16 protein-coding genes are annotated in these 21,629 nt (G+C 52.9%); 6 read left to right on the top strand and 10 right to left on the bottom strand.

Annotated elements, in window-relative coordinates:
* Positions 1-160 precede the first annotated feature (160 nt).
* Together ACTJIK_RS23600 and ACTJIK_RS23595 are read right to left on the bottom strand one after the other, a co-directional pair.
* Positions 161-1,336 (bottom strand): FecR family protein, encoded by a 1,176-nt coding sequence (locus tag ACTJIK_RS23600; RefSeq protein WP_440650008.1) that lies wholly within the window; start codon positions 1,334-1,336, stop codon positions 161-163.
* A gap of 70 nt (positions 1,337-1,406) precedes the next feature.
* Positions 1,407-2,000: an RNA polymerase sigma factor gene (locus tag ACTJIK_RS23595; RefSeq protein WP_440650007.1), complete on the bottom strand. Its 594-nt coding sequence runs from the start codon at positions 1,998-2,000 to the stop codon at positions 1,407-1,409.
* A gap of 234 nt (positions 2,001-2,234) precedes the next feature.
* On the opposite strand from ACTJIK_RS23595, the gene ACTJIK_RS23590 reads away from it, so the two are divergent.
* Entirely contained in the window at positions 2,235-3,053 is an 819-nt protein-coding gene (locus tag ACTJIK_RS23590) for a sialate O-acetylesterase (protein ID WP_440650006.1), read from the top strand.
* Between the two features lie 74 nt (positions 3,054-3,127).
* Here ACTJIK_RS23590 and ACTJIK_RS23585 read toward each other — a convergent pair whose 3' ends face one another.
* From ACTJIK_RS23585 to ACTJIK_RS23550, 8 genes are all read right to left on the bottom strand, one after another.
* The gene (locus tag ACTJIK_RS23585; RefSeq protein WP_440650005.1) at positions 3,128-4,327 is read right to left on the bottom strand and encodes a thioredoxin-like domain-containing protein; all 1,200 of its coding nucleotides are present in this window, start codon (positions 4,325-4,327) and stop codon (positions 3,128-3,130) included.
* A gap of 28 nt (positions 4,328-4,355) precedes the next feature.
* Positions 4,356-5,441: a redoxin domain-containing protein gene (locus ACTJIK_RS23580; RefSeq protein ID WP_440650004.1), complete on the bottom strand. Its 1,086-nt coding sequence runs from the start codon at positions 5,439-5,441 to the stop codon at positions 4,356-4,358.
* Between the two features lie 17 nt (positions 5,442-5,458).
* Positions 5,459-6,667 carry a redoxin domain-containing protein gene (locus ACTJIK_RS23575; RefSeq protein WP_440650003.1) on the bottom strand — a complete coding sequence of 403 codons (1,209 nt, stop codon included), beginning with the start codon at positions 6,665-6,667 and terminating at the stop codon, positions 5,459-5,461.
* 11 nt (positions 6,668-6,678) lie between these two features.
* Positions 6,679-8,142 (bottom strand): RagB/SusD family nutrient uptake outer membrane protein, encoded by a 1,464-nt coding sequence (locus tag ACTJIK_RS23570; protein ID WP_440650002.1) that lies wholly within the window; start codon positions 8,140-8,142, stop codon positions 6,679-6,681.
* 26 nt (positions 8,143-8,168) lie between these two features.
* On the bottom strand, positions 8,169-11,558 hold the full coding sequence (locus tag ACTJIK_RS23565; RefSeq protein ID WP_440650001.1) for a SusC/RagA family TonB-linked outer membrane protein: 3,390 nt from the start codon (positions 11,556-11,558) through the stop codon (positions 8,169-8,171).
* A gap of 315 nt (positions 11,559-11,873) precedes the next feature.
* Positions 11,874-13,013 carry a FecR family protein gene (locus tag ACTJIK_RS23560; protein WP_440650000.1) on the bottom strand — a complete coding sequence of 380 codons (1,140 nt, stop codon included), beginning with the start codon at positions 13,011-13,013 and terminating at the stop codon, positions 11,874-11,876.
* A 93-nt stretch (positions 13,014-13,106) separates the two neighbouring features.
* Entirely contained in the window at positions 13,107-13,670 is a 564-nt protein-coding gene (locus ACTJIK_RS23555; RefSeq protein ID WP_440649999.1) for an RNA polymerase sigma factor, read from the bottom strand.
* A 129-nt stretch (positions 13,671-13,799) separates the two neighbouring features.
* Entirely contained in the window at positions 13,800-15,503 is a 1,704-nt protein-coding gene (locus tag ACTJIK_RS23550) for an arylsulfatase (RefSeq protein WP_440649998.1), read from the bottom strand.
* Between the two features lie 162 nt (positions 15,504-15,665).
* Between ACTJIK_RS23550 and ACTJIK_RS23545 the strand changes: the two genes are divergently transcribed.
* From ACTJIK_RS23545 to ACTJIK_RS23525, 5 genes are all read left to right on the top strand, one after another.
* The gene (locus ACTJIK_RS23545) at positions 15,666-16,250 is read left to right on the top strand and encodes an RNA polymerase sigma factor (RefSeq protein ID WP_440649997.1); all 585 of its coding nucleotides are present in this window, start codon (positions 15,666-15,668) and stop codon (positions 16,248-16,250) included.
* A 122-nt stretch (positions 16,251-16,372) separates the two neighbouring features.
* Positions 16,373-17,359, top strand: a complete 987-nt coding sequence (locus ACTJIK_RS23540) for a FecR family protein (RefSeq protein ID WP_440649996.1) — start codon at positions 16,373-16,375, stop codon at positions 17,357-17,359.
* A 79-nt stretch (positions 17,360-17,438) separates the two neighbouring features.
* Positions 17,439-18,575 (top strand): TonB-dependent receptor plug domain-containing protein, encoded by a 1,137-nt coding sequence (locus ACTJIK_RS23535; RefSeq protein ID WP_440649995.1) that lies wholly within the window; start codon positions 17,439-17,441, stop codon positions 18,573-18,575.
* Positions 18,572-20,683: a TonB-dependent receptor domain-containing protein gene (locus ACTJIK_RS23530; protein ID WP_440649994.1), complete on the top strand. Its 2,112-nt coding sequence runs from the start codon at positions 18,572-18,574 to the stop codon at positions 20,681-20,683. The genes ACTJIK_RS23535 and ACTJIK_RS23530 overlap by 4 nt, the downstream gene beginning before the upstream one ends.
* A gap of 30 nt (positions 20,684-20,713) precedes the next feature.
* Positions 20,714-21,472, top strand: coding sequence for a hypothetical protein (locus ACTJIK_RS23525; RefSeq protein ID WP_440649993.1), 759 nt, complete (start codon positions 20,714-20,716; stop codon positions 21,470-21,472).
* Positions 21,473-21,629 lie beyond the last annotated feature (157 nt).

Genomic DNA, 21,629 nt, shown 5'->3' with positions numbered 1-21,629 from the left:
AGCTCAGGCGCGCATGCAGTTTTTTGCATACCTTTAAGCAGTTTTTGGTTGTTACAATTAGGATTCAGCTCCATTTGGATCAACTAAACTATCCGCCGGAAGTGGTACCAACACTTCCGGTTTTTTGTTACGTTGCATCCTGTTTTTCTTTTTTTGCTGATCAGGGAAGAACGATCAGCTTTCTGCCTTCCAATCGAAAATTCACATCAGATTTTTCCAGTACGATCAATAAACCCTGCAGGGATATATTCTTTGTCATTTCCCCTCCGAATGCTATGTCAGGGATACTTCCTGCATATACGACTTCTATATCATACCAACGTTCCAGTTGTTTCATCACTTCTTCCAGCGAAGCGCCCTCGAAATTGAAGAGCCCGTTTTTCCATGCTACCGCCCTGCCCACATCTGCCATGGCCACTTCCGTTGCCTGGCCCGTCGCAAGCGCGCGCTGGCCCGGTTTTATCTTCACCCCGTTCACCCTCACGCTGCCTTCCAGCAAAGTGGTGTTCACCGCCCGGTCGTTGTCATAGGCGCTTACATTGAAGTGCGTTCCCAGCACTTCGATCTCCGCTCTCCCGGGCACATTCACCCTGAACGGCCTGGCCGCGTCCTTCACCACTTCGAGATATACTTCCCCTTTCACCTCCACTTTCCGCTCATGATCCGCAAATACGGTCGGGAAGCGGATGTAGCTGGCCGCATTCAGCCATGCCTTTGTTCCGTCGGGCAGCGTAACCTGGAATTGCCGGCCTTTGGGGGTGGACAATATGTTGTAGGAAATGCGGCCGGTAGCGGCGCTGTCCGGATCATAAGCCAGGCGGCCGTTCTGAAGGATTGCCTTTGAGCCGTTCTGCGAGGCTATCACGCCATTGCGCAGGCTGTCCAGCACCAGCTGTGTTCCGTCGGCCAGCACCAGTACGGCGCCGCTTTTCCCGGGCTGTATCTCCGGCCCGCTGGGCAACTGGTCCAGCTGCGCGGTTTCACTGCCTTCTTTTGTAATGCTTACATACAGCACGCCGATCAGGCCTGCCAATAATAATATTGCCGCCGCGTACCGCAGCCAGGTTGAGCGTATGAAACGCAGCCCGCCGCTGTTGAGGGTTTCTGTCGCTTCACGGCCCGCGAGTATGCGCTGGTATACGAGGTCCCAGTCCGGCTCCGTTTCCGGTGCCTGTTGGGCGTCGTTATCCAGCAGCAGGGTGACGAACTCCTCCGGCACGTCGTCTGCCTGCGCGGAAGCCAGCCATGCCGTGAGCTCGCCGCGCTCTTCCGCGGTGGCAGTGCGTTCGCCGTAGCGATGCAATAGATATAATATGCGTTCCTGCTGCAGATCCATAAGTGTTCAATAAAGTAAACGGGAGGGTTTGCAGGATGTACTAGAAAAAATGAAAAAAAATTTCCGGCGGCTATGATTCCGCCATGGACAGGAAAAAGAGAATGGCCATTTCGAGGTGCCCGTTCTTTGCGCGCAATACCCTGGTAGCTTCGGCCAGGAGGTTCCTGACGGTATGGGGGGATATGCCCAGGCGGCCCGCGGCCTCGTTGCGGCTCAGCCCTTCCAGCCTGATAAGACGGAACACGTTGGCCTGCTGCGGGGTGAGATGCCGGAGAGATTCCTGGAGCAACGCCAGGCGGGCTTCAAGACGAAGCTTTTCTTTCACGCCTTCGTCCGCTCCCGTTTCATAATAGTCCAGGATAGCGCCCATGGCCTTCCGTTCCGCGGCCATATGCCGGAAATATTCGAACAGGACGTTCCGGAATATCCGGTAGAGGTATGCCTGCGCCTTCTCCAGGTTCCGTAAATGCTGCCGTTTTTCCCATATGCGTATGAAAGTTTCCTGCACCACTTCTTCCGCCACTTCCCGCGTGCCGGACAGCTTCATGCAGACCCCGAAAAAAGGAGAACGGTAGCGCTCGAATAAACTCTGAAAGGCTGCTTCATCTCCGTCTGCAACCCTTGTTAACAGTTCCCGGACATCATATGAGAAATCGGTTGACAATAGTTAATGATCTAATGTATGTGATATAAAGGTGTACGGTGGTATAAAGGGGAAAAAACACTGGAGGCAGGAACAGCTTCCCGGAACCGCGATGAAGTGTGCACGTAGCTGTTATGAACAAATATAATGATTTTGGGGCTTGGTAGGGAGCGGCTATTTTTTTACTAACGATGGCCTGCTATCTTTGTTCTGCCCGTTATACCATTTCAAAACAGGAAACCGTCAACCGAACACATGAAAAGAAAACAATCACCTTTCCGGATGCTGGCCCTGCTGGTATTGGCAACGCATGCGCTGTACGCCCAACAGCAGCCTGTCATCCCGCAAAACAGGGAGAAAGCAGCGATCAAAGTATCCGCCAAAAAATTCCATGTATACCTGCTGGCCGGGCAATCCAATATGGCGGGCAGGGGCATCCCGGAGCCGCAGGACACTATCGGCAACCCGCGCATACTGGCGCTTAACCGGGACGGGGAATGGGAGATCGCCAAAGACCCGGTGCATTTCGACAAAACTGCGGCCGGCGTAGGCCCGGGCTTGAGCTTCGCCCGTGAAATGATAAAATATGATCCTGATATCGTGATCGGCCTGATACCCTGCGCTGCGGGCGGCTCGGGCATGGAGTACTGGCTGCATGACAAGTTCTGGGAACAAACGCGCAGCTTCCCCTGGAATAACGCCATCCTGCGAGCGCGGCTGGCCATGAAAGACGGGGTATTAAAAGGTATCCTCTGGCACCAGGGCGAAGCAGACACCGCGCCGGATAAAGCCGCAGCCTACAGCGGCAACCTGGCGCAGCTGGTGAATAAATTCCGGCAGGCCTTCCGGATACCGGACCTCCCCTTCGTTGCCGGCGAGCTGGCGGACTTCCACAAAGGCGCCGCTACGCTGAATCCCACCATCCATGATGCCGCTAAATCGTTACAATTCTTTGCGGTCGTGCGCGCTAACGGCTTTGCCGCGCTGCCCGACGGCATTCATATAAATGCCGCATCCCAGCGGGAATTTGGCAGGAGATATGCCGTGGCCATGCGCTCCCTTGTAAAGCGCTGATAACACTTCAACATAAAAAAGAGGGTATCTCCCATGTTTGCCAAAACAGGAGATACCCTCTTTTTTTAATAAGATCAGTTCCCGAACACTTCGGCCAGCTTCTTATCCATCGCCTCGTCATTCTCTCCTCCTCCGCCGTATCTTCCTACGATCATCCCTTTGGGGTCGATCAGTATTTTGGTGGGCAGGGAATGGATGCCGTAGCGGTCGCTGATATCTTCAGGGTTGGGTTCTTTCTTTTGCCTTTTCTGCATGTCCAGCCCCCGCAGCACATGCTTCCAAATGCCTATCCCATCCTGCGACACGGCTTTTTTCCACTCTTCCGGGCGGCTGTCGTCGTCAGAAATACCGATGATCTCCAGGCCTTTGCCTTTATACTTTGCGTACAGTTCTTTCAGATGGGGATTGCCTTTCCTGCAGGGCACGCACCAGCTCGCCCAGAAATCGATAAGCACATACCGGCCTTTGAAATCCTGGAGGCTAAGCGGCTGGCCGTTGATATCGGTCTTGCTGAAAACAAAGGCCTCGCTGCCGGGAGAGCCGCTGCGCAGGCCGTCCACTTCTTTTTTGATCTCCCTTCCAAAGCTGCTCTGCTGCAGGGCCGGCGGCATCCGGTTGTAACAGGCTTCCGCCTCCGCGAGTGGCATGCCGCTGATGCGGAAACGGAGCAGGTAAGCGCTGGCATACGATGCCGGATGTTTTTCTATAAAATCCTTATCGATGACCTCCATCTTTTCGTAATAAGGTTCCATTTTTCCTTTTACTTCTTCCAGCTCATCCAGCATCCCGGCCAGGGTGGCGCTGTCTTTCTTTGCTTTGCGGGCGGCGATGTATGCCAGGTTCAGCCTGTTGTAAGTGGCGGACAGCGGGGCAAGCCCGGTCATAACAGGCTTCCTGGCTGCATTCAGCAGCTCCATATCGTCCTGCGCTTTGGAGCCCTTTAAGACAGCCTCTTTCAGATGTCCTTTTTTCAGGGAAGCCGTCATGGCGCCCGGCTCAAGGAACAGGGAAGCTATATCATCGTCAAACGACATGGGAGAAGGCCTTTCCAGGGACAGGCCGCTCATCGAAGGCCCGTCGATATTCCCGTTGAAGGTAAACCGGCCTTCGCTCAGCTTCGCGCTGTCCATCCGGTAATTGCCATCACTTCCGGGGTAGTTTAAATAGATGTATCCCGAGGGTTTGCCTTCCACCTGCCCGGTGAGCGTGAAAGACTGGGCCTGTACGACCAGTTGCATCATGCAGGCGGCGGTCAGCAGCGAAATTTGTTTCATGACTGATGATTGAGTGAATGTAGAAAAGTTAGTTCAGCAGTTCTTCCAGCTTTTTATGCAGCGCTTCGCCCCGGAGATCCTTGGCAATAATCACACCCTCCGGGTTCACCAGGAAGGTGGATGGGATCGCCTGGATGCCGTATTGCGAGGCCACTTCATTCTTAAATCCCTTCAGGTCAGACAGCTGTACCCAGGGCATGCCGTCCTCTTCGATCGCCTTGCGCCACTTCTCGCCGCTATCGTCCAGCGACACGCCTACTACCGTAAAATTTTTATCCTTGTAGGTATTGTATGCTTTCAGCACGTTGGGATTCTCCGCCCTGCAGGGTCCGCACCAGCTGGCCCAGAAATCGAGCAGCACATATTTTCCCCTGAAGTCGGACAGCTTCACAGGCTTGCCGTTTACATCCGGCTGTGCAAAGTCTATCATCGGCTCCCCGATGGCGCTCTTCTTCAATATGGCGATCCGTTTCCCAAGGCGCCCGCCTACGGCCGTCAGCTGCGCGGATGTATCCAGCATTTGGTACAGGCTGTCCAGCTGCTTGTATTCTCCTGTCACGGCCATATCCGAAAGGAGGGAAAGGCTTACAGGACTTTTAGGATGCGCGGTGATGTAGTTCATCGTTTCCTTCCTGCGCTGCTTGCGGAGCACATCCAGCTGTCCTTCCCATGCGGCCTTGGCAGAATCATTGCCCTTCACTTCTTCGTATTTGCCATACAGCTGCTCTTCCTGGTCGGTGATGTGTTTGATCGAAGCCCTGTAGGCCAGGTGCTCATCGTGGCTTGCAGAGCCGGCAACCCTCAGCTTATTCAGCGAATCCGCATGCCCGGAGATACGGATGTCCGCGTTCTCAAGGAAAAAATCAAAAAAACGGGTAGGGAACATCAGGTAGACTTTTACCGGTTCGGCAGTCTCGCCGGCCCAGGTGAATTTGCCGTCTTTGACAGGAATGGTGTCTGTTTTCGCCGAATCGGCCACGGGTATGGAAAGATATACCACTGTGTCTTTAAGACCGGTGATATCGGCCGTAATGGTCGCCTTGTGGGTTTTCGCCGGTCCGCAGGCATATAGGGCGGCGGCGGAAAGGCAGAAGAAGATGCTTTTAATATGCATAATGATCGGTTTGTGTTTTATTGTTTCGTAAAGAGGTCGCCGTACATGTCTATCAAAGCGGCGTCCATCCAGGAGCCGCGCATATTCCGGGTCACCAGCTTTCCTTCGGGGTCGAACAGCAGGCAGGAAGGAATGCCGCGGATACGGTAGGCTTTGGCCAGCTCGCTGCTAAAGGCTTTCAGGTCCGACAGCTGCGTCCATTTCATTTTTTCTTCCCGGATGGCCTTCAGCCATTTTTCCTTATCGTCGTCCAGGGAAATGCTGACGATCTCGAATCCTTTTTTATTGTACAGCGCATGCACCTCCCTGAGATGGGGAATGTCTGCCCGGCAGGGGCCGCACCAGGACGCCCAGAATTCGAACAGCACGTATTTGCCTTTGCCGATATAATCTTTCAGGCGGTGTTGCGCGCCGGTAGTATCCTGCAGGGTGAAGTCCATTACCATCGAGCCTACTGCGGCCTGTTTGTTGGATTCGGCCTTTTCCAGGAAATGTTGGGTGAGCGTACCTTTTTCCGTTATACCCGCAAAATGCTGCGTCAGCCGGTCGATCTCTTCTATATTGATGCTGCGCTGCTCTACCGCCTGCAATGCGATGAAGGCCAGCACTTCGGAAGGTTTGTTCTTCAATATAAAATCCTTCATGAATGCTTTCCGTTCCTTATCCACCGCGTCCATCTTCCTGCACAGGTTCATGCCTACTTCATGCGGCCCTTTCTCTTTCCCTTTCCCGGGATTCAGGTAGGCGATGTAACCGTCAAAATACCGGTTATTCTCTTCGTCAAAAACGTTTTTCTGCCGGTAATACTGGAGGAAAAGATCGTTGCCGGCGCTGCCGCTGACTGTTGCCGCAAGAGAGGTCCCGCCGCCGGAATAAAGCTCTATTTCCTTTTTCAGGCTGTCGTACACCGCGGCAACGCTGATGTTGTCGTTGTTTGCGGCGAAAAGGTTGATCACACGGTCTTGCAGCACCCTGTCCGTAGGTTCGTCATTTTTGATTACAAGGGAATAGAACCGGGGCGTGGCCGCTGTTCCGTTGAAGGCAAACTCCCCGTTATGGATCACGGCGCTGTCCAGGATGGTTTTGGAAGGAATGTCCGCATACTTCAGGTACACTTTTTTGCCTTCCACCTGGCCGCTGATCTTTCCTTTTATCCGGAAGCCGCCGGGCTCGTGAGCGGACAGGAGCGCAATGGCGATGGTTGCGAGAATGGTTTGTTTTATCATGGCTGGTTGGGTCAGTTTTTAGGTATTTCAAGCACTACTTTCGGGTCCGTGGGCTGAATGGTCAGCGCCGTGCCGTTATTGTCCGCAGCCGTCCTTGTCATGGGCAGGCCGTTCCGGAAATAATCGAAGCTGTTATGGCCTTCAAAAGCCAGCTCTATCCTTCTTTCTTTCAGTACGGCGGCCAATACGTCCTGTGCGGCCAGGTTGTCCACATCCGACGCCGGCAGGCCCGCACGGGTATGGATCGCTTTCAGGCTTTCCTTTGCTTTGGCAGTGTTGCCCAGCTTGGCATACGCCTCGGCCCTGTTGAGGTACAGCTCGGCCAGGCGGAAATAGATATACGGCGCGCGGGTAAGCCAGGCTTCGGTCAGCACCAGGTATTTGGTCGTTTCCACGAAGCCGGAATTGGGATTCAGCTTCAGAAAAGCACTCCTGGCATCGCCGGGCGCCAGCAGGCTTTTAAAGCTGGCGGAAGGGAGGAAAGTGGCGCCCACACCGTAAATAGCATCGAAATGATAGAATTCGCCGATAGAGCTACCGCCGGCAGCGTTGTCGTATGCAAAGATCAGCTCCTTGTTCGTAGTGCCATTGGCACGGCCGATGCTTCCCAGCTCATCGTCGGCAAACATCTTGTTATAGGCATCGCCTTGCAGCAGTATATATTTCCCGGCGGTATGATCTATTACGCTATCCGCATAATCGGCGGCGCGCTGGTTAAAAGCGGCGTCCGGCGCGGCTATGCTGCCGCCCATGTAGAGATATGCGCGAGACAGCAGCGACCATGCGGCGGCCGTGTTGCCAAAAGCGTTGGTTTTCGTTACAGGCGCCTTCATCAGCTGCGCCGCGGCCTGCAGGTCGCCGATGATAAAGTCGTACACCTCTTTCACAGTGCTCCGTTCCGGTACATCCTTAATGTCGCTGCTGGTTTTGATGATCACAGCAGGACTTGTGGCGGCTGACTGGTAATAAGGCTTTCCATACACCCTTACGAGATTAAAATAAACCAGCGCACGGAGGAAAAGGTTTTCTCCTTTGGCATAAAGGAACCTGTTCTTTTCGGCTTCAGTCAAAACGGAAAAGGTTGTCTTCTCCATGGCCGCAATGCCTTCCAGCGTAGTGTTGACGCTCACGATAACCTGGTAGGCCCCGCGGTAAAAATCCACGCTGTTGCCCTGCGTCGGGCTGGAACTGTTCCTGAAAAAGAACGCGTCCGTAGTTTTGGCGGCAGGCCCCCAGGTTTGCAGGGTAACATTATTGCCCCGGCTTTCCGCAAAATCGTGCATGGGCACATCGAAGTTATTAAACCCGCTGCCCTGCAGCAGGATATAGTTGCCCACCGTTGTTTCTTCAATGCCGGCGAGCGAGGCCAGTTCCCCTTCCTTGTCGATCTTCGTCAATGGCCGCACGCTGTCTATCTGCTTGTTGCATGCGGTTGCCAGCAGGCCGGTGAGTATAATTATGATAGTGTATCTCATTTTTTTCAAGATTTGAATCCAAAAATTTAAAACCCAACCTGCAAGCCGAACACATAGCGCCGCGGGATACCGATGCCGGACCCGACAGAGCCGCCGAAGTCCTGCGCATGCCCTACAGACGGGCCTTCAGGGTCGGAAGCAATAATGTCTTTGGAATAAAGCGTGTACAGGTTATCGCCGCTGACATAAAAATTGGCCTGCGAGAGGTTCAGCTTTTTCAGGAAGGTTTTGGGCAGCTCGTATCCCAGGCGGACGCTGCGCAGGCGGGCATGGCTGCCATCGTGCATGTATTTGCTGGAACCGAAATAGCTCGTGTTGGCATGCGTGTACAGCTCCGGCTCGGTTGCATCTGTTTGCCCGGGCGTGGTCCACTGCTTCTGATGCTTGCGGTAAGCAACCTGGTTATAGCTGGTGATATTGGAGCCCTGCATTTGCTCAGCCAGGTCGTCCGTGATCACGTAGCCGTATGCATAAGTGATCAGCACGTCCAGGGAGAAATTTTTGTAGGTGAAAGTGTTGGTAAGCCCGCCATAGAATTTCGGCTGGAAGCTGCCGATGTACTGGAACTGCCGCGGGTCGGCGGCTGCGCCAACCTCGTCTGCGGAATTCACATATTCAATGCCGGTTGTCTGCCCCTTGTCGTCGAAGATCAGCTTTTCAAACCTCGGCTTGCCCGTTTCGGGATCTATCCCTGCATATTTCACAGCCTTCAGTGAATTGATATCGTCGCCGGGGAACAGGTAAAAGCTGTTGGCATTATAGAATCCCTGCCGCAGGGAATCGTTGGCTACGCTGATGATCTTGTTCTTGTTGAAGCTGATGTTGAAGGATGTGTTCCACCGGAAATTATTGCCGCTGATATTGTCTGAATTGATCAGCACTTCCCAGCCCCTGTTCTGCACGGTGGCCACGTTCTGCCATTGCGTGGGGAAGCCGCTGATGGCATCGAGGGACACTTTCTGCAAAAGGTCTTCGGAACGGCGCTGATAGTAGTCTACGCTGGCGGTAATTTTATTGAACAGGCCGATGTCCGCACCCGCGCTGAAGGTTTTGGTGATCTCCCATTGCAGCTCAGGGTTAGCAAGCACGGAAATGGTAGCCCCGGCCTGCCCGCTGTAGGTATAACGCGGATCGTACAGTGTGCGGGTAAGGAAATTGTCCCCCAGCTGGGAACCGCTGGTGCCATAGTTACTCCGCAGTTTCAGGTTGCTCAGGAAACCGAGGCCGCTGGCAAACTGTTCGTTGCTGATCACCCAGGCGCCGCCGATGGAATAGAAGGTGCCGTAACGTTTGTCTTCCCCGAAACTGCTGGAAGCATCGGTCCTCAGCGAGGCGCTGATGCTGTACCTGTCATCATAGGTATACCCGGCTTCGCCGAAGGCGGAAAAAGACGCACGGTCTTCCTTACCACCTTCTATGTTACCGTTCTTGGTGGTGGGAATGCCGTAGATGGAATAATCGTACCTGCCCCCCACGAGTCTGCCCAGCGATATCACCGGGTAGCCGGCCCTTACGTTGTTCACGTTCACCAGCATGTTCTCCATTTTCGTCCGGCCGTACTCCGTAGCCGCTAAAGCGCGCAGCGAATGTTTGCCGAGCATTTTATGGAAGTTCAGCTGGTTGGAGGTAAGGAAGGCATTGATATAATTGGTAGTGGTGCCCAGGAAACCTTTGGAGGAAGTGGCAGTGCCGGAACCTGCATAGCTCCGGGCGTCTATATACCTTTCGTCTTTAGTATAGTTGAGGTTGGCGGAATTGGTGCTGGAAAAGCTGAGCCATTCGGTCAGCTTATAATCCGCTTTGATAGAGCCGGAGAAACGCTGCGCCTTGGGATGGAAGTAGTTAAACTGGTTTTCGAAAATGGGATTTTCGCGTTTCTGCATCCTGCCGTTCAGCTTGTATTCCAGTACAGGCTTCGGAGAGCCGTCGGCGTTATAGGGGTTTACCCAGGGGATCATGCCGTATAAAAAAACGCCGCTGTTGGAGTTCTCTCTCCTGCCGTTGTCGAAAATACCATTGAGCGATATGTTGGTGGTCAGTCTTTTGGTGAGCCTGGTTTCCAGGTTGATGCGAAAGGTGCCGCGCTTTAAACCGTTATTAACGCCGGTGGACTGCTCGTCGTAATATGTGCCGCCCACGTAGTAGCGGGTGTTTTCCGTGCCGCCTCGGGCGGAGAGGTTTACCTGCTTGGTGTTGCTGTTGAGGAAGGCATATTTTTCCCAGTCGTAACTGTTCTGTACATCCGCCATATCGGGCAGGCGGTTGTCCAGGTATGCCTGCAGCGTTGGGTATTGCGGGGCGAGGCTGCCGTTGTTGACGCGGTAGTCTTCCGTGTAGTAGCGCTTTTGCACTTCATATAATTCCGGGCCGGAAAGGAACCGTATCGACCCGCGGTTGGGTACGTTCAGCCCATATTTTACTTCCGCCAGTATCTGCGGTTTGCCGGCCATTCCTTTTTTGGTAGTGACCACAATTACGCCCGCCGCGGCGCGGGAACCGTAAATGGCCGTGGCGGCGGCATCTTTCAGTATGGTGAGGTTATCTATGTCCTGCGGGTTGATCAGCTCCTTGAGGTTCTGGTTAGGCATGATCACGCCGTCCAGCACGAGCAGCGGCCCGTAGTTCTGGGTGGGCATTACAAACTCGTTCGCCTGGTCTACGCCTACTCCCACAATACTGCTCTGCCCGCGCACAAATATCTGTCCGCCCGGGCTGGTGGGGTCGCCGGCGCCCTGTTCGGAAATATACAGGCCGGTAGCGCGGCCTTTCAGCAGGGAAACCGGGTCCGATGTGGTGATGCCTTTCCGCAGCTGGTCGCCGCTGATCTTCTGTACCGCGCCGGTCAGCTCGCCCGTTTTTTTGGCGGAGTAACCGGTGATGATCAGTTCATCCAGCTTTGAAGTGCTGATGGAAAGCAGGATGGTCAACGGCTGGTTGCCGGCTGCTTTTACACGCTGTGGCTCATACCCGATAAAAGACACTTCCAGCATTACTTCGCGGGCATCCGTTTCCAGCTCGAACTCGCCGCTGGGATTGGTAACCGTGGCTTTGGTGGTGCCCCTGATCTGTATCGTGGCACCTATCAAAGGTTTGCCGGTGACAGCATCTTTCACCAGGCCGCTGATCTTTTGCGGCGGCTGGGGAATAAAGGGGAGCTGTGCCTCTTTTTTAAGCACGATCGTTTTCCTGATGATGGTCCATGTGAGGTGACGGCCACTGAGACAGGTATTGAGCGCCTCCTCCAGGGAAGCGTTCTTCAGGGCAATGCTCACCACATCGCCGGAAGGCAGCGTGCCTTCCTCGTACCAGACCTGGTACCCGCTCTGCCGCTCGATTTCATCGAGCACTTTTTCCAGCGGCGCATTCTTTTGCGAAATGGAGATCTTCTGAGCGGACACGGCGGCGCTTACATGCATTGCCCCGAGTAAAAAAATGATAATTGACAGCTTCACGGTGATCAATCTTTTTGTGAACGGGCGCAGCCCGGATTTGGTTGATAGGCATAACCTGCCTTGCCTCTTTGGGCAAAAGGTAGTTGAGATCATAAAACTGGTTGGTTAATGATTTAAATAAAATTCTATCAGAAGCTGGTGTACGATTTTGGTCTTTGTATTTTTTTTAGTTTGGTTTTTTAATGGTAAAACAATGCTCTTTTTCGTCATGTCTAAGCTCGTACCAGCCTTTTATTGCGGCGTTCCGGCAAAGCTCCTGTATGCGGTTCGGTCTCTCTTTTATGGTAAAACGATAATATTCTTCCCTTCCTGCCTGAAATGCAGGTCGCTGGCCTCCAGTATGGACAGTGTTTCAGCGAGGCTGTAGCTGCGCGATACCTTCCCGGTAAAACGGCGGCGCGTAAGCGGCCCTTCATGTTTTATATCCACGTCGTACCAGCGGCCGATCTCCCGGAGTATAACGGCAATTTCCGCGTTCCTGAAAGCGAAGAAACCTTCTTTCCAGGCAATGGCCTGGCCAGGATCGGGCTCCCGTGTGATGCAGACGCTGTGATCTGCTGTTACTTTCGCCAGGTCTCCCGGCTTCAGCAGGCTGCTTTTTCCATTTGCCGTTACTATTTTCACGCTTCCTTCCAGCAGGGCGGTATTGATCGTGGATTCATCTGTATAAGCTTTCACGTTAAAATGCGTGCCCAGCACTTCTACGCGGAGACGGGCGGTCTTAACGATAAATGGCTGGTCTGCATCCGCCGCTACTTCAAAATAACCCTCGCCGTCCAGCTCCACTACCCGCTCCTCGCCGGGAAAAGCAGTCGGGAACCGCAGTTCGCTGGCGGCATTCAGCCATACCTTCGTGCCATCGGGCAATATAAGCCTGTATTTGCCGCCCCGCGGCACCGTCAGCTTGTTGATAGCCGGCTGAACCGTGCCATTGCCCGCGTCATAAATCAATAAAGCCTGTTGTTTGTTGACCGTAGTGCCTTCCTGTTCCGCAATAGCGCCGTCTGTGCCTGCGCTGAGGTCCACCACGGTACCGTTGCCCAGGGTAAGCATGGCCTTGTTGCCCGCCGGGGGGACGGGTAATACTGCCGTTGGCTTCTCCTGTTTATCCGGCTGCCGCAGCAGGTAGGTGGCAGCTAATATAATGAAAGCGGCAGCGGCCACCCAAGGCAGCCATTTCCGGCGCATGGGCCGCACCGGGGCCGGTGCGGCTTTTTTATCCCGGGCGATCTGCTCCTGCAACTGGCGCAGTATCCGCGCTTTAGCTTCCTCCGGTGTATCCGGCCGGGCGCTGACAACGATTTCCGTTTCGCCCTCGTTCACCTGGTCGTACCATGCATGCAGCGCTTCCTGCTCAGCGGCGGTTGCCGTGCCATCCAGGAATTTTTCTGCCAAAACACTGATCTGCGCTGTATCCATTGAATGCATTTAAATAATAAACTATGCCCCTCTATATACATAGAGCATTGCCAGATGAATTCACACGCAAAAAAGGAGAAAAAAAATTACGGGTTATTTGATCAGCATAAAAATCATGGCCAGGGTAAGGTACTCCCGCCGCTGGCGCATCACCTGCATCACGCGGGCAATATACCCTTCGGCGGTGCGTACCGATACGCCCAGTTCGCCGGCCACCTCTTCCAGGGGACGGTCCAGCAGCTTGTGCTGCAGAAAAACGATACGATGTTTGGCTGGTAGCTCGTTGGCCAGTTTGTTCAATATTTCCAGCAGGAATTTATTGTCGATGTCAAAAGCGGGAGATTGTTCAGCGGTAATGGCATGCAAAGCGCCCGTCTGTTCCTTTTTGCGCTGCAGGTTGGCAAAATGGCGGTAAATAGCATACCGCACCATAGCCGCCAGGTAAAACGGAAGGGACTGGATAGACAGGGATGCTCTTTTATGCCAGAGCGTCAGAAAAACCTGCTGAACGATTTCTTCCGCGTCCTGCGCGGATTGCAGGCGTTTGTGCGCCATGAAATATAGTGGCTCCCAATACTGGTTGTAAATTTCGGTAAAAGCAGTTTCATCCCCGTCTTTCAACAACGCCAATAAAGCCATATCATTGGTATCTCGCATAAGTAACTGAGACAGCAGCTCATAACTGCAACCGCATAAATTTACAAAAAGGGGCTGAAACCCGGTCCGCTAATTTTCAGGACGTTGTCCGGCCATGCATTCGCTGGAAACGCACCGGCATTTGATCGCTCATTCCTGTTCCTTCCGCTGCTTCGGCAGCACGCGGTTCTCCCGCGCCCACTGATACCACCTGTTCCGAAGGTCTTTCACCACTTCAGGGTATTTCGCCGCCAGGTCGTTCAGCTCCGTCTCGTCCTCATGGATCCTGTAAAGGCGCCAGGTACTGTCCTTCGTCAGCGAAACCAGCTTCCATTCAGGTGAACGGGCATAACGCGCGTTCATATGTTCATTAAAAAGATAATCATGCCCTTCGCCCTTCTTTCCTTTCAAAGCGGCCGCCAGGCTCCGGCCCTGCATGGGCAGGATGGTATTGCCTTTGTACGAGGAGGGATATGCCGCGCCGGACAGCTCCGTGAATGTGGCCATAAAATCCATCACATGACCGGTTTGCACGGATATTTTACCCTTGCTCCTGATCCCTTCGGGCCAGAAGGCGATCATGGGCGTGCGCACGCCGCCTTCATATGATTCCATCTTGGCGTATTGATAGGGCGTATTGGCTACATTGGCCCAGCGTTCTCCGATGGAGGCAAAGGTGGTCTGCGGCCCGGGCATCGTTTTTTTATCCCGGGGATAAACGATCTCTTTCCCGTCCCGGGTTTCGCCCGGCCTGTCGAAGCCTTTACCGTAGCGGGAGCAATCTTCAGGGCTCGCGCCGTTGTCGCTGAGGAAAATGATCAGCGTGTTGTTCAGCTCGCCTGTTTCTTTCAGCGCAGAGATGATCCTCCCGATCCCCTGGTCCATACAATCCACCATAGCGGCATGCACTGCCATGGCATGGGCGTCCCATTCCTTGTCCGGGTTATTTTCCCAGGCCAGCTCGTTCTTCATGCGGGGTGAAAGCGGGGCTTTCGCAGCGTCAACCAACCCGGATTTCACCAGCTTTTCATACCGCGCTTTCCGGATAATGTCCCAGCCCGCTTTGTAGGTGTCCTTATACTTTTCAATATCGCCTGGTTTGGCCTGCAACGGCCAGTGCGGCGCATTGTGCGCTATATAGATAAAAAAGGGCTGCTCTCCTTTGCTGAACTCACGGACGTATTGCGCCGCGGAATCGTTGATGGCGTCCGTATGATAATAATCCTGCGGCACCTGTTTAATGGGCACCGTTCCGCTCACCAGGCTGAAAGGATCAAAAAAATCGATCACGCCCCAGATGGTGCCGAAATATTTTTCAAAACCCCTGTTCACCGGGTATTGATCCACCGGTGAAAAAAGCGGCCGGTCGGTCTTATGGTTCAGCCAATCCAGCTGCGCCTGCGGGGTAGGCTCTTCTATTGTATTGGACACATGCCATTTGCCGGACATGGCCGTGCGGTATCCCGCGTCCTTCAGCACTTCCGCAATGGTTACCACATTCCTGCCCAAGGCGCCGCGGTAGCCGGGCATCCGCCTGTCCGTGGTCATTTCGCCTATTCCGGCATTGTGGTTGTACATTCCGGTGAGCAGGGCCGCCCTGGTGGGGCAGCAGCGAGAAGTATTGTAAAAACTGCTGAAACGCAGGCCCCGGGCAGCAAGATAATCGAGGTTCGGCGTGCTGATCTCTCCGCCGTAACAACCAAGGTCCGAATAACCAAGGTCATCCGCCATAATGAGAATGATATTGGGCCGGGGGGGTTCCCCGGCCTGGGGGAAAGCCTTTCCGCCCGTGAGCACAGCGCTTGACAGGAGAAGGCAAGAAAAGATGATACGGCAGTGGCAAACAATTCGCATAAATTAAAGATAAATATTCTTGCTAGATGCCTGTTTGCTAAAATAACAGGCAAAACAAACAAGTCCCTTTAGCAGGTGATCGCGGCATTGCTGTTACCGGGTCTCTTCATATTATTTTAACAAAGATTGCCTTTCTTTGTGACCTTAATAGCCTACAGTACTATGTCCGACGAGGATATTTCAGACCGGGAATTATGGCAGCAGGTAAAGCAGGACGACAGATCTGCTTTTGAAACGCTGTACAGGCGCTACATGCGGCGTTTGTATTCCGTTATTTACAAATGGGACATAGGAAAAGCTGACGCTGAAGATATCTTGCAGGAAGTTTTCCTGGACGTTTGGGAAAAGCGCCGGGATATAGAGATCGGGCAGCATGTATTCAACTATTTTTATACTATTGCCCGTTATAAAGTATTCGATCATTTAAAGGGTCGGCAATTGAGCGCACAACAAATAGCCGCCTGGGAACAGCTTTCCGGGCCAGCCATACAGCCCTTAGCCGAGATCACAGACACACCCCGATCATTGCTGGATGCCGAAGTAAGCCAACTGCCCCCTCAGATGAAACGCGTGTACCAGCTCCGTTTCCTGGAAGAAAAAAGCATCCGGGAAATTGCAGATGAATTGCTGCTATCTCCTTCCACTGTAAAAAATCACCTGCAGCAGATCCGCAAGCGCCTTCATACGCTGATTGCCCGTTTAGCCCCGTTTTTGTTTTCCTTATTCTCCCTGCTACCTGTCCTGTGACTCTTTTTGAATCCCTCCAATATTACCAAAAGGTTAATTCAGTAAGAATACCGTTCCCCGGATAGTTCTTTTCAGGCGCTTTTCAGACTATCATATTGACCTGGTTAAAAATGGGTCTTGACATGTCATCGGAAGCATCTATTAAAAAACTCCTGCAACGTTATAAGGAAGGCGCCTGCACACCAGAGGAAATAACACTGCTGGAAGCCTGGTTCAGGCAGGTGCAGCAGGAAAGCAAGGCCAGCGGTTTATTGTCTGCGGCTGACGAAGAACGCCTGGTGCAACGGCTGAAAGAAAATCCCCGGTTCAGGGAACCGGTTCCTGTTATACCCCATCCGGCAAGCCCGGGTTGGTGGAAACGGTTTGCCCGCATGTCTGCAGCCGTATGGATAGGTATCTTCCTTGCCACGGGAAGTATCACTTACTTTCTCGTGAAAAACAACCGGCATGGCCAGGTACGGGAACCGCTGGCTTTCCGGGAAGTCTCCACCGCATCCGGGCAGCGCCTCAAACTGGTATTACCCGATAGTTCGGTAGTATGGCTGAACAGCTTGTCCAGCTTAAAGTACCATCCCGACTTCAGCCGCCACCGGGAAGTGCAGCTGCAGGGCGAAGCGTTTTTCGACGTTACGCACGATACCGCACACCCCTTCACCGTAAAAGCAGGCGCCGCCCTTACGAAAGTATATGGTACGGCCTTCAACATACAGGCCTACGGGCAAACTGATGAACTTAGAATTTCGCTGCAACGGGGCCGTATCGGCATCCGGTACGGCGGTGTTTTGCCTGATAAAGAAAAAATACTCTCTCCGGGCCAGCTCCTGATCTACCGGGACGCCGGCAAACAATCCCGGATCATTCCGGAAAACCCCGCCAACATGGGCGCCTGGGTATCGGGCAAGTTAATTTTCCGGCAGGTTCCGTTGAAAGAAGTATTGGCGCAGCTGGAAAAACAATACCATGTCGCTTATAGCTATCCACCCACATTAAAAAATGTATCAGTTACGGCACAGTTCGACCAGCCTTCACTGGAAAAGGTGATGCGCCACCTTTCCTTCGGTTGGGATATAGAATTCAGGCGTAGAGGAGATACGATCTATGTAAAATAAAATAATGACACTGTCCTTGCAGGGACAGTGTCATTTTGTAATTGTTTCATCGCTTAATAAAAACAATCTAATCAAAGTTATGACAAAAAATGTACACCGGAAGGGTTCGGGACGCCTGCTGGAACGGTCCGGGCTCAGGCTGTTGCTTATTGGCTGCCTGCTTTACGGCGGCCAGCTTACGGCGCAAACCGTCCGTATCAACCTGGAAAAAACAAATCTGGCGCAGGTAGTTGCCACGCTGAAAGAACGATTTCCACAAACTAATTTTTCCTATAACCTGGAAGCATTTGAGAAGGTAAAGCTGGAAAAGGTGCAGGCCGAAGCCGGAAATTTAAAAGAGATGCTGGAGGTGCTTAAAAAACAAACAGGCCTTCACGCGCTGGTGGATGGCAACAATATTACATTCAGGCATATTCCTCCCGCTCTCCCAAAAGAGGCCGGCCGGGTTGCCGGGAAAGTGTTAGATGAGGAAAATGGCCAACCCATTCCCGACGTCAGCATCCGCGTCGGGAACATGGGAACGGTGAGCGCCATTGACGGTTCCTTTAGCCTGAACCTGCCCGGAGGCAGATACGAAGCCGAAATATCCTCTCTAGGTTACGGAAAAAAGGTCATTACAGATATTGAAGTGGGCAGCGGAACCTTTGAGCTGAACGTTGCGCTGAAAAGACAGAAAGGCCAACTGGCCGGGGTGGTCGTGAGAGGAACCGCCCGGAAAGAAAGCATCAACGCTTTATATGCCAGGCAGAAAAATAACGCCGCCGTCAGCGACGGCATCACTGCCGAACAGATCAGCCGGACGCCGGACAATAATGCGGCGCAGGTGCTGAAAAGGGTCAGCGGCCTGCAGGTAACAGACAATAAATATGTGGTGATCCGCGGCCTGAGCGACCGTTATAATAATGTGCTGCTGAACGGCGCCATGTTGCCCAGCAGTGAACCGAACAGGCGCAATTTTGCTTTCGATATGGTACCCAGCGCCCTGCTCGACCGGATCATCGTAAACAAAACCGCCACGCCCGACCTGACCGGTGAATTTGCGGGCGGACTGGTGCAGGTGGAAACCAGGGACATACCCACCGAAAATTTTTTCCAGGTATCAGTAGGCACGGGATTCAATACACAAAGCACCGGAAAGGATATGATCGGCCTGGATCGTGGGAAAAATGCCTGGATCGGGCTGGCGTCCGATGTACACAAAAACCGGCGGGCATGAGCTTTGGGGAATACAGCGCACTGGAAGCCACGGTGCCGCGAACCGCGCCCGCTACCGATCCTGCCCGCCGGCAAATGCATCAGTTCCTGTCAGGCATACCTGATAACTGGACGCTGAGGAAATACACCGCATCCCCCACCCAAAACTACCAGGTACAACTGGGCCGTGTTATACCCTTTAAGAACGAAAGCCGTTTAGGAGTGATAGCGGCGTTAACGTATCGCAACGAGCAGGATATTGAGAAACGAAGCCTGCATACCATTTACGGCAATCATTTTGAAGGCGCCAATAACCACTACGCCACTACGCTCGGCGGCACGCTGAACCTGGGTTATCAGCTCAGCCGGCATAAGTTTACCCTGCAGAACACCTACAACCGGAAGTTCAGCGATAATATGTGGAAATACACCGGCGTTGATGGCGATAATAGCAATATGCGGCACGACAGCTACAACAATGTCACGATCATCAACCAGCTGTTCCAGTCTCAATTGGGCGGTGAGCATGCGCTGGGCAAACGCAACATCAAGGTGGACTGGTTCGTTTCGGCGGCCCGCACGGACCGCGACCAGCCCTATAGCAGGCTGGTGGCCCGACTGAATGGGCAGGAGCAGGACCATTATCCCCCGGATTATTTCTTTTATGACCTGGGAGACCTTACCCTGAAGAACGGAAATATCTTCTATGCCGAACTGAATGAAAAAATGTACAACTGGGCGGCCAACGTTCAGCTCCCTTTCAGGCTGTTCGGGTTGGGCCAGATCATCAAAACCGGGTACCAGGGAAAACGCCGCACCGCGGATTTTGGCTCCAACCTGTTCAGGATATTTTCCTTTAACGGAAGTAATGCGGCTGCCGCCGGCTTGCCTTACGACCAGGTCTTCAGCAGCAACAGCTTTGCCAATGACCTCTATCTGCACGCCATCAGCGGACAGGGAAGGGAACGTGCGAATGCCGGGTCTTCCGAAGGATATGACGGCTCGCAGCATCTGCACGCCTGGTATGGAATGGTGGATATGAAACCCCTGAAACAATTGCGTTTTATCGGAGGGGTGAGAATGGAAAGCAATGACCAGGGAGTATCGGACTACGTCTGGAATGAAGCCACGGCTGCCTCTGAGCTGAAGCTGATCAAAAATAAACAGACGGATTGGCTGCCCTCCGTGAATGCGATATATAGCCTGACGGACAAAATAAATTTACGCGCCGCCTGGTATAAAACTGTAGCAAGACCGGACTTCAGGGAGATGTCTTCATTCAGTTACTGGGACTACGATTTCTTTGCGCCTGTCACGGGTTCCCCTCTTAGAACGACCTACATAGAAAATGCGGATCTCCGGCTGGAATATTACCCCTCACCGGGAGAGGTCATCAGCCTGTCTGGCTTTTATAAAAAATTCAAAGACCCGATTGAGCTGATGTATATCGGTACATCAGGCGGCACCGCTTATTATTACAGGAACCTGGAAGGAGCGCTGGACAAAGGCATAGAATTTGATTTCCGCAAAAAACTGGATTTTATCGCCCCCGCTTCCGTATTTTTTCCCCACATGTATATATCAGGAAACCTGACATTGCTGGACGCAAGCGTGACCTTTTACCCCGATGATGCCATAGATGAACAGGGGAACCGGGTACACCCCAAACGTGACAGGCCGCTTTCCGGCCAGTCGCCCTACATCATCAACGGCGGCTTGCTCTATGCCGGAAATTCCTTCGGCGTGAATGTATCTTATAACCGTTATGGAAAGCGCATCGTATTCGCTTCGCCCGACCGGTCGATGGATGAATATGAAAACCCGCGGGATCTGCTGGACCTGCAGATAAGCTATAAATTCCTGAAAGAAAAAAAGGCGGAGCTTAAACTGAACCTGAATGACGTTTTGAACCAGGAACAGCTTTTTTATCAAAACCGTTTTAACGAAGGAAATCCATTTGGTTTCGATCCAGGATGGACTTCTGTGGAAAGGTACCCCGGCGTGGGATCCGGTTTTTTACCGGAACATAAAGATCCGAAAGGAACTTCCTACAATAAGGACTATGATACGGTAGTGCGCCGGTATAAGTTCGGCACCACTTATACCATCAATTTTTCGTATCGTTTTTAATCACCCGTCATAATCAGAAGAATGAAAAATATGCTGTTTTTATATGTGGTCGCGGCATTGCTGACTGCATCCGCTTCCTGCCAGAAGGGAGAGGAGATCAGGGGAATAGGATTTGGACAGCTCAAGGTCTCCTCGGTATTTTCCGGCGATGCTTCGCCTTTGCTGCTGCAGGTAGACGGTGAAATAAAGGATACGCTCACCGTCTCAAAACCTGCAACACTCCGGAATATTTTTTTGCCGTCCGGGCAATATACCGTGCGATTGGTGAATCAGCAGACAAAAGCCGTTTTGCTGGACACCGCGCTCACCATCGAAGCGTCTAAGATCACCCGCCTGCCGGATTTTTTTTATTTGGGCACTGCTGCCGTATTCGACGACTTTAGTGCAAAGCCGGACACAGACAGCATGCTTGTACGGTTTATTACGCTGGACCCCGCACTGCCGGATGAGATGGATCTTACCTTCAGCTTTTACGATTTCGATCAGATGAATATCCCGTTAGCGGAAAAAAGGATCAACGGGATCAGGAAAGACAGGTTCAGTAGTTTTGTACAACTTCCTGATCCTGCTGTTCTTTTCCCCGATGCACCGTTTATCGTGTATGCCATCGAAGGTTATAAGGCCGGCACCAATGAAAAAGTGATGGATATTGCAAACGGCACCTATTCTTATATTGCGCTCAATGGCTTCCAGTTCTTTATAGCCAACGGAGTCGGTTCAATGGGGATCGGGCCCCTGGAAAGCGGGATCCACTCGCCTGTAGAGATATTTTTCCATCTTGCAGATTAAACAAATATTCAATGGCTGCCGGTCTTTAGCCATCACCGGGCCTCCCGGCCGGCAGCCAATTATTTTAAAACCTGAAGGTCACAGCCCCCCGTCAGCCTCCGCGGCATTGTGGCCGGCGTTACCGTGGCGCTATTCCGCCGGTTCGTCACAATTTTTA

This window comes from Chitinophaga sp. 22620, from assembly GCF_052044405.1.
Lineage (GTDB): Bacteria > Bacteroidota > Bacteroidia > Chitinophagales > Chitinophagaceae > Chitinophaga.
Note: the sequence above shows the minus strand (reverse complement) of the source record. Positions and strands in the feature narration are given on the sequence as shown.